This window comes from Pseudoalteromonas sp. MBR-15, assembly GCF_053628915.1.
This window is the reverse complement of sequence record NZ_JBRJHH010000005.1, coordinates 301,100-313,778: the sequence shown is the minus strand read 5'-3', so window position 1 is coordinate 313,778 and position 12,679 is coordinate 301,100. Positions and strand designations below refer to the sequence as shown.

Sequence of the window (12,679 nt, the reverse complement as noted above, 5' to 3'; positions counted from 1 at the left end):
AACCTCTAACCTCTAACCTCTAACCTCTAACCTCTAACCTCTAACCTCTAACCTCTAACCTCTAACCTCTAACCTCTAACCTCTAACCTCTAACCGCTAACCTCCCTCCCAAAACCTAATAATTTGTACTTAAAAACAACACTAAAGTTAAATAATTGTAAATATTTTCTTGCAATCGTACCTGTTTAGTCTATTTTCTGATCGGAGGTCACTCCTCCAACCTGATAGATATAATTACAATCAACAGGAACACACATGAAAATAAAAACACTCTCACTAGTGCCGGCATTAGTACTGGCCGCGGGTATGAGCCACAGCGCGTTTGCGGCGCAAGGGGTTGCATTTGTTCACGGCACAGGCCAGCAAACAGATGCATATAACGACTATTGGACAGGCAGTTTTGTTAATACGGTACGCCAAGGTTTACCAAACACCAGTAACTACACGGTGATCAATTGTGACTTTGAGCAGTATATGTGGGCCGATGGAGCCGCGGGCTGTTTAGCTGGGCAGCTAACCACATTTATAAATAATAAAAATATTACTGACTTAACACTGATCACTCATTCTAACGGTGGCAATGTGGTGCGTTGGATTTTATCAAACCCGACATGGGACAGCCGTTTTCCAAATATTATAAATAAAGTAACGCGCACTATTGCACTGGCTCCATCAAGTGGTGGCACGCCGTTGGCTGATGCGGTTGTTGCGGGCAACTCGTTTGAGCAAAGCTTAGGCTGGTTACTGGGCTATGGCAACGATGCAGTAAAACAACAACAAGTATCGTGGATGGCATCGTATAACGCTCAGTGGTTGTACGGCACACCAAACCGCCCAAGTTTATCATCTCGTTTTGAAACGGTTGTCGGCAGTGATGTTGATTCGGCTGTGTGGGATAGCGATAGTTATTGCGGCGGATACCAAAATCAAGTGGCACTTGAAGTGACACAAAATTGGTTAGACAGCTGTTCAGATGGTTTTTTAAATTGTAGCTCTCAGTCGCTAGCGGGGACGGTGTGGTTTACAGATAAATCACGCACGAAAGGCAGTGAGCCTTTAAGCCACCAGCAAAGTCGTCGCAATTGTTTTGGCTTGCCAGACATGATTAAAAATCGAATTTAGGAGCCAGACAATGATCAATAATTTAAGCAAAATATGTGCTGCAATACTGCTTGTGAGCTCTGCGGCAAATGCAAATGAGCAAACCGTTTATCAATTTCCTGAGGTTCAATCGGCGTCTGTAGCGCAGTTACAAATGCTTGAAAAAGACAGCGTAGAGTATTGGCAACGCGTGTCAGGCAAAGAGCTAAAGCGCGGTGTACCGGTGTTTGTGAACCAAGCGGAACATTTTATTCGTATCGCCCCTAAAGCGCGTTTTGAGAGCGGTGAAGTGTTTAAACCGCGCGACTTGCAGCTCGATAAGTTTTCAGTGAGTGATGCCAATGCGCAACAGCTGCCAATGCACGCTATTGCGGCGCGGGAGCAAATGCAAAATGCCGGTTTTACTGATGGCAGTGTTGGCCTTAAGCTTGGCCAAGTTAACGCTAAGGCAATGTTAAAAACAAGCCAAGCGCTTAACGACAACGACACCTACTTAGTACATGTTATTGAAAAAGGCTCGCGTAACGCATTACATGCCAAAACGCAATTTAAAGTAAACGACCAGCAGCAGCGCGTAGGCATGCAGTTGAGTATGGGGCAAAAGCGCGTTAAAGATAACGAGGTGCAACTTAGCTTATACAGCCCTGAAGGCGAGCAACTTGATGTACGCTATGAAAATGGTGAGGCAGTTTTCACATACCCGCTTGAAACCCTCGGTGCAGCAAATGGCTATTATGAGCTTGAGGCGAATGTCGAAACAAAAGTAAATGGGCAAACTGTAAAACGCTCTATAAAAATGCCGTTTGTGAACAGTTCGCAAACCATTACTATGGATAAGGCTAAAGTTACGGCACTTGGCAACAACCAGTACCAAGCATGGGTGCCTGTGCAAGTTACTGACTCTGGACGTTACGCTATTCGTGCCACTTTAACCGGTAAAGGCGATAAGGGCGAACGCGTAAAACTAGCAACAGTAGAAGTGGCTAAGCAAATAGACAATTATGATCAATTTATGATGCCATTTTCTGTTTCAAAAGCTGCTAAAGCCCCGTTTGAGCTGGTGGATATTGAACTTACCGACCAAACGCGAATGTTAAAGTTTGCACAGGGGCAATAAACACAACTAACCAATTTTTTAAGCCGGTGCATAAACCGGCTTTTTTGTGCCTTAAGGCTGAGCTATTAGCAAATGACCCCCTAAGTAAGTTGATTACACCTCTTAATCACTAAAGCTATTTCAGCTGTATCAAAGTATTTTAAGTTACTTGAAGCCGTGAAATTTATTTCGCACTAAAGAGCTAAATATCTGTTTAATAATGCGCCTTTTATGTTTAAGATAAAATTTGGACATAAAAATGTGGGACTGACAATTTTACTAAGGAAAGGGAATGCCAGGTATTTATTTAGCAGTATTGGCCAATATTGGCTTTATAGCTTTCATTGTTTTGCTCTTAACGTTACTTAAAAAAGTGACCATTAGCCCTCGTTGGTTATGCATATCATTAGTCATTTTTATCTGTTACTGCTTCGCCTTATTTAATGGTAAAGCAATTATTCCACTCGACGTATTGTTCTCAGATCTTAGGTGGAATTGGTCAGGAAAAATAGCCGCCATTATCCTCTGGGGGTGTGTATTACTTGCTTTAATTCGCTTTAAAAAAGACTTTAAAATTAAAGAGGCTGGTTTTACCTTTAAGCAAAATGAAGGCTCTATTGAACCTGCGTTTATGATGATGGGTTTGTTTATCATTTTGCAGGTAGTTATCACCCTGATTTTAGGAAGCGATCCTAACTATGATCTTGAAACATTACTGTATCAAGCTGTCATCCCCGGATTTGATGAAGAGCCTATGTTTAGAGGGGTATTATTGTTTTGTTTTTCTTTAGCAGTCATATCTACGCGTTTTAATTTGCTGGGTGCGCCAATAAATGTTGCTGGTTTACTGTTGGTTTTACTATTTGGTTTAGCGCATGGGGTCATGTATAGCGAGGGAGAATGGTTTTTTTCTACCTTTAGAATCGCATTAACGAGCACCTATGGTTTTATTTTACTGTGGTTAAGAGAGCGTACAGGCAGCCTTGTATTTCCTATTTTGGCGCATAATTCGGTGAACTTAGTTGGGCAGTTAGTGTAGCCGCAACGAGATTACTGTATTTATAGGCGCTGGGCTCGTTACTTTAACCATTCACGGTTAAGCCTCTTTTAGGGTTAACCGTGATTTAGGATGCTTTTTGTAGCCGTGAAATTTATTTAGCGCCAAAGAGTCTTAATCCGCATTTTGTGGCTTTAACGTTTAGCCTTCACCCTAGATTCTACAGCCTGTTATCTTTTAAACTGTCACAAACACATTATCTTAGAGAATACGTTGAATTACTTGGCTCATCTATATTTAGCAAAACCAACGGCTGATTCGCATTTTGGCAATCTGCTGGGAGATTTTGGTGGGCGTAGGCATTTGGCGCAGTTACCTAAGCCCGTTAAGTTTGGCCTTGAAAATCACTACCTCGTTGATAAATTTACTGATACGCATCCACTCGTTAAAGAGGCCAAACAGTACTTTTCACCTGTACGTAAACGCTTTGCCAGTGTTGCAATTGATGTGGCGTTTGATCATTTTTTAATTCAACATTGGTCGCGTTTTAATAGCCAACCATTGCATGACTTTAAACACATGAGTTATTCGCTTTTAAATGCGCGACGCGACATGATGCCTTTGCGTATGCAGCATGTTGTAAAAAGCATGACTGAAAACGACTGGTTTAAGGAATACGAAACTCTCGATGGAGTAGGTCTTGCGCTCGATAACATTGCACGACGCATTCGCTTTGCTAATAACTTTGCGGGTGCAGCTGAAGACATCGCCCGTCATTACCATGATTTAGACGCCGTGTTTTTAGCTTTCTTCCCTGAATTGGTTGAACATGTGAAACAGCAGGCGATTGAAAAGCTGTAAGCAACTATAAATACCGAATTAAAACCCCACGACGAAAGCCAGTTATGCCAAGATTACAATGGCCTGTTGCTTAATCGTCGCTGTAAAATTGCGATGTGCGAAAGGTTTTTAAAAATTCACTCGTTAGTCCTCACAGCCCCCCTTAATTTAGTCATTCAATACTTTTGTAATATTTATATGGAAGGGGGTGGCGCTTTTTATTATGTTTAGTTATCATCTATCTAAATGATAATGGTTGTTGTTTTCATAATCATAAGCGTGCCTTTACCTGTAAGTTTACCTTCACTCAACGCAGTATCTTATGGGTTTTATTGACACTATTTGAGTGAGAACTTAACCGATTAAGCTGTATTTATACCCAAGAGATAGAATGACTATAATTAACCGATACCACTTGTCAGCCCTTGCAATTGCTATTAGCACTCTTTTAACTCCTACTGTTTATGCAACAACAGCGTCACCGAATATAGAGAAAATATCTGTATCGGGTGTTAGGCAAGCGTTCCGTGGGGATATTCCTCTGAACGAGCAACCACAAAGTGTTGAATTTATTTCTACTGAAAGTCTTGATGATGCGGGTGTTAACACGCTCACCGATATCTTTGATTTAACCCCAAGTATTGCTGAGCAAAATGATTTTGGCGGTTTATGGGAAAGCTTTGCTATTCGTGGATTAGTCGGTGATGAGAGTATTCCGTCAGGCTTTTTAATTAATGGTTACTCATCTGGGAGAAGCTTCAGCGGTACGCGTGATACGAGCAATATTGATTACGTAGAAGTAATGAAAGGACCGGGTTCTGCGCTTTATGGTCGTTCTGAGCCTGGCGGTACAATTAATATTATTACTAAAAAGCCACAGTTTGCACAGCAGGGTTATGTAAAAGTAACGGGGGGAAGCTGGCAAAATTACCGTGCAGAAGCCGACTATACTAACGCGATTTCAGAGCACGTTGCTTTTAGAATAAACGGGGCTGTCGAAGATGGTGAAAGTTTCCGAGACTACCATGAGTCAAGTAAAAGGGTGGTTACTCCTTCAATATTATGGTTAATTTCAGACACATCAAAGTTAAATTATGAACTTGAGTATGTCGATCAAAGCACAACCTTTGACCGCGGTATTGTTGCCATTGATGGAAAAATTGATTCATTACCCATTGAGACTTTTTTAGGTGAACCCAGTGACAAGCCAACAGAGGTTGATGCTATTTCTCATCAACTTACTTTTGAACACCAAATTGGACAATGGTCTCTTTTGAATGGTTTTAGTTACAGTGATTCAAAATTTTTAAGTGAATCAAGTGATGCCGAACTGGCACCCAGTAGACAAGTTTATTTTAAAGATGGCGAAACATTAAGTCGGCAGCATAATCAACGCGACTTTCAAACAGCGTATCTTTCTGCGCGAACAGAGCTTAGCGGGAGTGTTGAGCTCGCTGGTTTTACACACCATTTATTAATTGGCGCAGATGCCAGCAAGTTCGACTTTGATAAACTGTGGTATCGATACCGTCCTACACTGGAAGATACCCGTTATGCCATTAACATGTACAACCCTGTGTATGGAAAAACAGCGCCAGAAGGGTCACTTTTATATAACAGCACTGAAGTACAGCATAGCTATGGGGTTTATATTCAAGATCAAATAGATGTCAGTGAGCAATGGAAAGTACAAGTAGGTGGTCGTTTTGATTGGTTTGATCAGCAAATAGATAATCATATTAATCTGAAGCAGTCTAAAAGTGATCAAAGTACATTTAGCCCGCGTGTAGGTTTAGTGTATGCCCACTCAGACAACCTGCAGTACTACACGAGTTATTCTGAAGGCTTCAGACCCAACAGTGGTTACGACAGTAACGGCGATGCATTTGAGCCTGAAGAAACCGCTTCTTTCGAGGCCGGTATCAAGTTTATTACCGATAGTATCAGTGGTAGTTTTACAGTCTTTAGTGCTGAAAAAAGCAATATGTTAACAACAGACTTGCAAGCAGGTGTATCAACGGCGTTAGGTGAAGTGACAAGTGATGGCATTGAGCTTGATTTACATGGTGACATGACAGACAGTATGTCATTCGATTTTGCCTATACCTACACAGATGCCAAAACAGCAAACGACACTGTTAATCCTGATTGGTGGGTAAAACTGCCAAAGGGGAGTCCGTTACTTAATATTCCTAAACACAGTGCTAATGCTCAAATAAAAAGAGATTTAAACGACCTAGTCGATTTAAATGCAACGGTTGGACTCGCTGTACAATATGTTGGTGAAAGGCTAGGTGAAACCATTGATCCTACTTATTATTTACCTTCTTACACTTTAGTAAATATGTTTGCAAAATATCATGTGAACAATGATGTAAGCATACAATTTAATGTAAATAACTTATTGGATAAAAAATATTACGCCAACTCTTATTCTGCTATTTGGACTCAGCCAGGCGAGCCAATAAATTATAAATTAAGCTTAAAATATACCTTTTAACGAGGTTGGCGCTAAGCTAAGCCCTTTACGGCTAAAGTTAAGCCTACGATTATTGCAACACGTTGCTATTTAATCGTAGGCGTGAATTTACTCTGCTTACAAGGACTAATAGGCTTGCCCCTTGTAACCGGTATTATATTTTAACGATTAATCATCAGGCCCTTTTAGGGTAAATACTAAGTGCCTGCGCATGTCTTTTAAAATCACGCCTTTTTTTAGCATTGCGCCACTTAGGCGCTTTTGCCACGTTAATAATTCTGGGGTTGCAGCATCGAGTGTTTGTTGGTTTTCGAACTGAAAACAAAGCAATAATGAGCCAGGAAATAAGTGATATTCAACATCAAACCAGCATTGCACCATACCTTCAAGCTCTGCGCGGCCTTGAATTTCAAGGGCATCGGCAACGTTTAATACAAGCGCTTGTTGTTTTTGTTGTACTTTAGAAAGCTTTTTCATTTAAAAACCAAAATTCAGTCGAAAAAGAGATTATACCTAAGCTTTAACGAGGCCAACAATATTTTGCAGGATTAATTCGTTTTCAGAATAAGTGCGACTAATGGTTTGTTGCTTATTCAGCAAAGAAGTTACTATGCTATTTATGTCGTTTAAGGTGTGCGCAGAGTCGAGAGTCGGTCATGCTTGTATCATTTATGAGGTCGGTCGCTTATCGACAATTCTTTTCACTGTTTGTTAAAAATAATGTTATATTTGTTTTTCTACTTAAAAGTAATAAAATAATACAAATTAAATTTAACGATCAGGTTTCAAGATGACATTAAAAACAAATAGCCCGTTAGTCGAGCAGCGTGCCGACCCGTTTGTACATAAGCACAATGATGGTTTTTATTATTTTACTGGCTCTGTACCAACCTACGACCGTATTGAACTTAGAAAATCACAGACTCTCGAAGGGTTAAAAGACGCAGAAACGTTTGATATTTGGTTCAAGCACGACAGCGGCCCTATGAGCCGTCATATTTGGGCACCTGAAATCCATTATCTTGATGGTAAATGGTATATCTATTTTGCAGCCAGCCAAGAAGACGATATTTGGGCATTACGTCCTTATGTTCTTGAATGTAAAGGCCAAGATCCATTAAATGATGAATGGGTTGAGCTAGGTATGATGCAAGCAGCCGATGGCGACGATAAGTCATTTACCGATTTTTCATTAGATGCCACAATTTTTGAAAACAACGGCAAGCGTTACTGCTGTTGGGCAGAAAAAACGGGTGGTCAATTTGCTGCATCAAACTTGTATTTAGCGGAAATGGAATCGCCAATAAAACTAAAAACAACACAGTTTATGCTGACCACGCCTGACTATGATTGGGAACGTGTTGATTTTTGGGTTAACGAAGGTCCTGCCGTACTTAAGAATAACGGTAAAATCTTCATTGCTTTTTCTGCAAGTGCAACAGGTGCATGCTACTGCATGGGTTACATGGAAGCCGATGAAAACAGCGATCTGTTAGACCGCAATTCATGGACAAAAACGCGTATGCCGGTGTTTGAGACAAGTGTTGAAAAGAAAATATTTGGTCCGGGTCATAACTGTTTTACGGTGGCCGAAGACGATAAAACACCTCTGTGTATTTACCATGCTCGTGACTACGAACACGCAGTGGGTGAACCAAGTGTTGTGCCAAAAACCGACACGCGTCCGCTTGAAGAGATTGTTAAAGATCCACTCTATGATCCAAATCGACATGCGCGTGTTATGGAAGTTAACTATGACGAAAATGGCAGACCGTTATTTGCGTTGTATTAATGAGCATTACGCTAAATTCAAAGCCACCTAATTAGGTGGCTTTGTTGTATTTATATTAAGCAACGATAGCGGGAAACCAGCTTGCAAGGACTACGCCGAATAAACCGGTCAAAAATATCGCAGATATCAGTAACATTAAGCAGGCACAAGTGAGTGTTATTAATCTATGTGAGGTTTTTTTAGCTGCATATCTCACTAACTCGGCAATTAAAATAGGGAACACGTAGGAGCATAAACTAATAAAGCTGACCGTCGGTCCGGTGAAAGTGGCGGTATCTATTCCCAGTGAACCAAATACGATAAACCATGCAAAAATCATCAGCCTAAAAAATAACACGCCGTTAGCAGCAAGGTATAAACGAATAGCCCATATTTGATGAGCATGGATATTACGCGCTCTAGCCGTTTTTACTGCAAATATGCTCGATACAATGACCAATAAGCCTCCAAACATGGTGAGCGCGTGCATCAGAGTATTACCAACAGTTCCCCTTACTATAATTAAGTACAATCCTGCGAGTGAAATACAACACGCCAATATAACAAACACATAGCCATTATAGCGGTGAAATGTTTTATATTTTGCTCTTAATGTGGGGATTAATTGCAAACTCCCGCCGATGATCATAATAACAGCCAGTAAAACATGAGCAGCGTACATGACGTTACCGGTCATATCATTTGCTATGTACGCTGTATTATTCAGGCGAGTCCACTCTGATATACCATGAGTAATACCTGTTACTGCATAACCGAGGATGAGGTAAGTCACAAAGCAGGCTTGCGCAAGGAGTAAGCAAATAAACCAGAGCTTTTTACTTGTTTCGAGTAGGTTAATAGGGGTGTGTGTTGTTGTATGGGGAGCCATGTCTCTTTCCATTTCACTTTTATAATGCCTCAAATATAAAGGGCTGCAGCTTAATTTCTTCTCAAATTCGAAATTTGAGCAATGAAATCGTGTTAATTTTTGCCTGTGTGTTGAATTAATTAGACACATTCACTAACAAAGTCTTTTTGCTAAGATGAAAGTTAGTTTGTAAGATACGTGTAACGCTCGATAATTGAATAAGCACACTCTTTTTAAAGGCATAAATGGCTATGCAAAATAATTCCTCCTATTACTTCCTTGTGATTGTTTGTATGGTGCTCATGCTGGTTAATGCATTAAAAAACGATAAGCAGCTTATTCATTATTTATTTGCGATATTTTGCGGCTCGCTGTGTATGGTGGGGGTGCAAAAGCTCAGCGCTCCTACGATTGGCGTCTATCACTATTTAATTGGATTATTTACGTGTGCAACGTGTAATGTTTCTTGGCTAGTATCACGAACATTATTTCGTAAAAGTAAGCCTATATCAGGTGTTCATATTGCAGTTGCAGTGTCTATTGCAGGGCTGATTATGTTCAACCAAACGTGGCATTACTTAGTCAGTATCGACGCTTTACCTTTCCCCGATAGCCAGCAAATGTGGCGTTTAAAGCAAGGCATGAATGAAATAACAGTTTTACTGTCATCCAGTATTCTTGTGCTGTCATTTTGGGAAGCATTGAGGGGCTATAAACAAAAAAATGAAAGCCAAAAATTACAGGCAATTATTTTTGCTAGTAGTTACTCTTTTGCCGTTTTTAATGCCAGCATTCTGCCTAAATTCCTGTTTAGTGAAGCCGATATCCAAGCATACGAGCCGTTTATCATTACTTCTTCTGCCTTATTAATTGTGTTAGCAATGCAGGTTGTCATGGTTTTACAAAGTAGAGATAAAACGCATTGCAGTAATCAAATTGAAAGCGAAACAAGCGATGAAGTGAATCGTGTTAAAGTTGATGAGCCATTTGAGGAAATGGATATATCACCAAAGCTCATTAAAGAGATAAACCAATTGATTAATGAGCAGCAATTATACCTACAAAGTAACTTAAAAATTTCAGATCTTGCGCAAGCCCTTTCAGTGCCAGAGTACAAAATAAGTCGCGCAATTCGACATTATTACAAAGTAGCTAACTTTAATTTATTTATTAATCAGTATCGGGTTAAGCATGCTCAGGCCTTATTACTAAAAGATGAAGCACGGCACTGGAGCATTTTGAGTATTGCATTGGAAAGTGGTTTTTCTTCTTTGGCTACGTTTAATCGTGTGTTCAAAAGCATCGTGGGCGTGATCCCAAACGAGTTTAGAAAACAAAATGATAAGGTGCAAAATTCAAGTTTACCTGAGCTTGCTGAGTAGATGAGTGAGTTTTTCCTCCTTTTATTTTTGTTGATTTTTTTGCAATTATTTAATACAAACGTGTGTATCCATTTAAAAAATACCCCCCAAGTGTTCACCTAAAGGGCACTCATACAAGGCACTCATACAAGGTACTCATACAAGGTACTCATACAGGGCTTTTTAGTGTATTTAACGACGCCTTTTGCAGTGCATTTAACTACGTCTATTGCAGTGTATTAACAGCTTTACGACGATTGTTTTTGTATGTTTAAGGCCAAAAAACTCCACGATTGATTACCTAATTTCAATTGTTACGTTCCCTTTTTCAAGGTCAAACCTTGATGGTTTGAACGCGTTTAATTTACTGATTTATTGCAACTTGATAAGCAAACACACGAAACAGCGTTATACTTTTTAATACTAATTTCGTTTTTTACAATTTGGCATACTATTTTATGGTGATAGGCACAAAACTCAGAAAGCAATTATTACTGGCTTTTACAGCAGCCTGCATCGCTATTCTTAGTGCGCAAACGATTATTCGGCATTTTTGGATATTGCCTACCTTTGAAATGATGGCTAAACAAAATGATCGGATAGACATCCAGCGAGTTGAATCTCAGCTTCAACAGCAAATAGATGCGTTATCGAAAATGGTATTCGATAGTGCAGCATGGGATAGCATGTACGATGCAGCCAAAAACCGCCGTACAGCGTGGTTCAACAATGATTATGTAATAGCGGATGCACTTGAGCGTTTAGACGTTAATGGTTGGTATCTTTACGACACCAACGCGACGATCATTGGCGGAGGAAGCTTTGATAATAATTATCAACCTTACTCACCAGACATACTCGAAGTACCCCAACACCTTTTAGACAATGATTTAATTATTTTACCTGAAGAGATCATCGCAGATTCAAAAGCCATGACCTCTAAAATTCACTTTTTAAAAATTAATGAGTTACCTGCGGTGACGGTTGCTTATAACGTGACTAAATCAGACGGAACAGGTTCTCCTGTTGGTACGCTATTATTGTGGAGCTTTATTGATAAAGAATTTATTGAAAACCTCACCCCTGGCTTAGCTGACGATATTACGTATTACCAAGGTGAAAAAGCACAGGCTTTAAATGCGTATATCACGTCGTTTTTTGGCCATGAAAATACCGTTAATACGCCGATAGAGCATGACAAAAAGCTTTATATAGGAGTGCAAGATAAACACGCTAACTTGCTATTTGTTTTGTCTATTCCAATGCGTGAACGCACCTATGATAGAAGTTTATTTGACAGTTCTTTGATTACGGGGCTGCTTATATCGGGCTCGGTATTTATGTTGTTTTATTTATATATTAATCAGCAGTTACTGCGGCCATTGTCAGAAATGTTTGTGTCGGTGAGCAGTGCGCTTAATCATAAAGATTTCACTGTGCGCGCAGAATATAAAGGCGACAATGAGCTTCATCAGTTAGGTCGGGGGATGAATGAGCTATTTATGCTAATTGAAACTCAGCGAGCAGAAATTATAGAGCGACACGAAAAGTTAAGGCATATAAGCAACACCGATGCGATGACAAGCTTGGCAAATCGTCGTGCGCTGGATACTCACTTAGAAACGCTTGCGAATGACCCTGAGAATATAAACGAAAACGTGTCGTTGATCGTTGCTGATATCGATCACTTTAAACTTTATAATGATTATTACGGCCATGACCAAGGTGATAAAGCGCTTTGTAAAGTGGCTCAAGTTCTAAAAGCATTTACAAAACGAGGAACTGACTTTGTTGCACGTTATGGCGGCGAAGAGTTTGTTATTGTGCTTAGTAACACTGATGCGCAAGCAGCACTCGCTGTCGCTGAAACACTTCGTAAAGCAATAGAGTCTGCTGCCATTGTGCATGAGGGGCGAAAGGACGTTAAATTTGTAACATTATCGATTGGCATTGCCAGTAAAGCTGTATCACAGCCGTTTGACTCAAATACACTGTTTAAGCAGGCTGATGAAGCGCTATACCAGGCAAAAGCCCAAGGCCGAAATTGTTGTGTGTTAAGTCGCTAATTTTATAATCTTTATTGCTGTAATATAATTATAAAAACACGCCTTTTTGTAGCGGTAGGCTCTCCCTATTTATACATCTGTTTACAAAGCTTATACATTT

General features: G+C 40.0%; 10 protein-coding genes. 8 read left to right on the top strand and 2 right to left on the bottom strand.

Translation table 11 applies throughout. The features are described from left to right. Positions 1–255 precede the first annotated feature (255 nt). The 5 genes from ACSSVW_RS09485 to ACSSVW_RS09465 all read left to right on the top strand — a co-directional run bounded on the left by ACSSVW_RS09485 (position 256) and on the right by ACSSVW_RS09465 (position 6,534). Positions 256–1,122, top strand: a complete 867-nt coding sequence (locus ACSSVW_RS09485; protein WP_454179219.1) for a hypothetical protein — start codon at positions 256–258, stop codon at positions 1,120–1,122. A 10-nt stretch (positions 1,123–1,132) separates the two neighbouring features. Then, positions 1,133–2,218 (top strand): DUF4785 domain-containing protein, encoded by a 1,086-nt coding sequence (locus ACSSVW_RS09480; RefSeq protein WP_454179218.1) that lies wholly within the window; start codon positions 1,133–1,135, stop codon positions 2,216–2,218. Between the two features lie 271 nt (positions 2,219–2,489). Continuing rightward, on the top strand, positions 2,490–3,236 hold the full coding sequence (locus tag ACSSVW_RS09475) for a CPBP family glutamic-type intramembrane protease (protein WP_065978630.1): 747 nt from the start codon (positions 2,490–2,492) through the stop codon (positions 3,234–3,236). Positions 3,237–3,467: 231 nt separating this feature from the next. Further along, on the top strand, positions 3,468–4,055 hold the full coding sequence (locus tag ACSSVW_RS09470) for an acyl carrier protein phosphodiesterase (RefSeq protein ID WP_454179217.1): 588 nt from the start codon (positions 3,468–3,470) through the stop codon (positions 4,053–4,055). Positions 4,056–4,425: 370 nt separating this feature from the next. Beyond that, positions 4,426–6,534: a TonB-dependent siderophore receptor gene (locus tag ACSSVW_RS09465; RefSeq protein ID WP_454179216.1), complete on the top strand. Its 2,109-nt coding sequence runs from the start codon at positions 4,426–4,428 to the stop codon at positions 6,532–6,534. 147 nt (positions 6,535–6,681) lie between these two features. Here the strand turns inward: ACSSVW_RS09465 and ACSSVW_RS09460 are convergent, their stop codons facing one another. Further along, the gene (locus ACSSVW_RS09460; RefSeq protein ID WP_036966705.1) at positions 6,682–6,990 is read right to left on the bottom strand and encodes a hypothetical protein; all 309 of its coding nucleotides are present in this window, start codon (positions 6,988–6,990) and stop codon (positions 6,682–6,684) included. Positions 6,991–7,303: 313 nt separating this feature from the next. On the opposite strand from ACSSVW_RS09460, the gene ACSSVW_RS09455 reads away from it, so the two are divergent. Continuing rightward, positions 7,304–8,305, top strand: a complete 1,002-nt coding sequence (locus ACSSVW_RS09455) for a family 43 glycosylhydrolase (protein WP_074989021.1) — start codon at positions 7,304–7,306, stop codon at positions 8,303–8,305. A gap of 55 nt (positions 8,306–8,360) precedes the next feature. Here ACSSVW_RS09455 and ACSSVW_RS09450 read toward each other — a convergent pair whose 3' ends face one another. Then, the gene (locus ACSSVW_RS09450; protein WP_454179215.1) at positions 8,361–9,173 is read right to left on the bottom strand and encodes a DUF2306 domain-containing protein; all 813 of its coding nucleotides are present in this window, start codon (positions 9,171–9,173) and stop codon (positions 8,361–8,363) included. A 230-nt stretch (positions 9,174–9,403) separates the two neighbouring features. Here ACSSVW_RS09450 and ACSSVW_RS09445 point away from each other — a divergent pair, with 230 nt between their 5' ends. Continuing rightward, positions 9,404–10,534: a helix-turn-helix domain-containing protein gene (locus ACSSVW_RS09445; protein WP_454179214.1), complete on the top strand. Its 1,131-nt coding sequence runs from the start codon at positions 9,404–9,406 to the stop codon at positions 10,532–10,534. A 437-nt stretch (positions 10,535–10,971) separates the two neighbouring features. After that, complete coding sequence (locus ACSSVW_RS09440; protein WP_454179213.1) at positions 10,972–12,579, top strand: sensor domain-containing diguanylate cyclase; 1,608 nt, start codon at positions 10,972–10,974, stop codon at positions 12,577–12,579. Positions 12,580–12,679 lie beyond the last annotated feature (100 nt).